Source organism: Corynebacterium striatum ATCC 6940 (assembly GCF_000159135.1).
Lineage (GTDB): Bacteria > Actinomycetota > Actinomycetes > Mycobacteriales > Mycobacteriaceae > Corynebacterium > Corynebacterium striatum.
Genome location: NZ_GG667521.1, coordinates 138887 through 140297 on the forward strand (window position 1 = coordinate 138887; position 1411 = coordinate 140297).

Sequence of the window (1411 nt, forward strand, 5' to 3'; positions counted from 1 at the left end):
ATGGATTACATTCCCCGTGAGAATGCTATCGAATTACGCGATATGGAACTGGACAAACTTAATCAGATGGAGCTGTCATTGCAGAAGAAGCTACGATCCGGTTCCCCACAAGCAGTTAATGCAGCAATCCGTATCATGCAGCACCGCGCCACCCTCATGGGCCTAGACCGCATCGAAAACAACGACGGCCTGGATGGTGCTAAGGCTGCGATGGATGCCATCGTCGCGGCGTTGCTCAAGGGGCCAGTGGCGCAACCAGTGGAGGATGACAATCAGGATGATTGATGTCTCAGAGGTAATGGGATTCAGCCAGAAGCAGAAGGACGCGATGGCTGGCTCCACGGGCCGTGTGAACATCTGGGATGGGTCGGTACGCTCAGGTAAGACGTACACATGGGCTATCCTCATGCTGTCATTAGTAGCGGCGTATACGGGTAGTGCGGCTATTGTCATCACTGGCAAGAACCGTGATTCGATTTACCGAAACGTATTCGAACCTATCGAAACACTCACCCTATTTATCCCCGTCAAAAAGTATGTGGTGTACCGGCAAGGGGCACCCCGCGCCACCATCTTCGGCAAGCAGGTACACATCATTGGTGCGAATGATGCCGGTGCGGAGTCCAAGATTCGCGGTATGACCATCGGCCTAGCATTCGCGGATGAGATTACTCTGCTGCACCCCGCCTTTTTTAAGCAGCTACTATCCCGCCTGTCCAAGTCCTACTCCAAGCTATTCTGCACCACTAACCCGGACTCGCAGAACCACTGGCTACGCAAAGACTACCTAGTCCGCGTGCCCGGCTGCATGCACTACGACACGAAAACCCAACCGGAAAATCAGCTCACGGATTGGACGTACTGGCATTTCACGATGGACGATAACCCATCACTAACCACGGCGTACAAGAATAATCTGAAAAAGGAATACACAGGCATGTGGTTCCTCCGATTCATCCAAGGATTATGGGTAGCCGCAGAGGGTGCTATCTACTCCATGTGGGATGAATCAAAGCACGTGGTTGACCCAGAAGACATGCCACCGATGGAAACCATCATCGCACTGGGTATCGACTACGGCACTACGCACCCAACAACCGGAATCATGCTAGGCATGGGAACAGACCGGAAACTGTACGCGGTGGATGAATGGGCGCCAGGTAGGTTAACCAATGCGGCGTTAACCGCCGATTTGAAAGAATGGCTCACATCGCACGATTACCCACAGTGGATTTACTATGACCCAGCGGCAGCATCATTTGGCCTACAGCTCCATGAGGATGGTGTGCAGCGTATCACCACAGCAAATAATGATGTTCTTGATGGCATCCGCACTATTTCCAGTTTGTTAGACAACGGGCAACTATTCGTATCGTCACGCTGTAAGAACCTCATCGATGAAATCCCCGGG

General features: G+C 52.3%; 1 protein-coding gene and 1 pseudogene. Both read left to right on the forward strand.

Features of this window, described 5'->3' with window-relative positions:
* A pseudogene (locus HMPREF0308_RS05780) lies at positions 1-285 on the forward strand (hypothetical protein); the annotation flags it as partial.
* A partial coding sequence (locus HMPREF0308_RS05785) for a PBSX family phage terminase large subunit (RefSeq protein ID WP_005529636.1) occupies positions 278-1411 on the forward strand: 1134 nt, incomplete at its 3' end. The pseudogene HMPREF0308_RS05780 and the gene HMPREF0308_RS05785, both read left to right, overlap by 8 nt.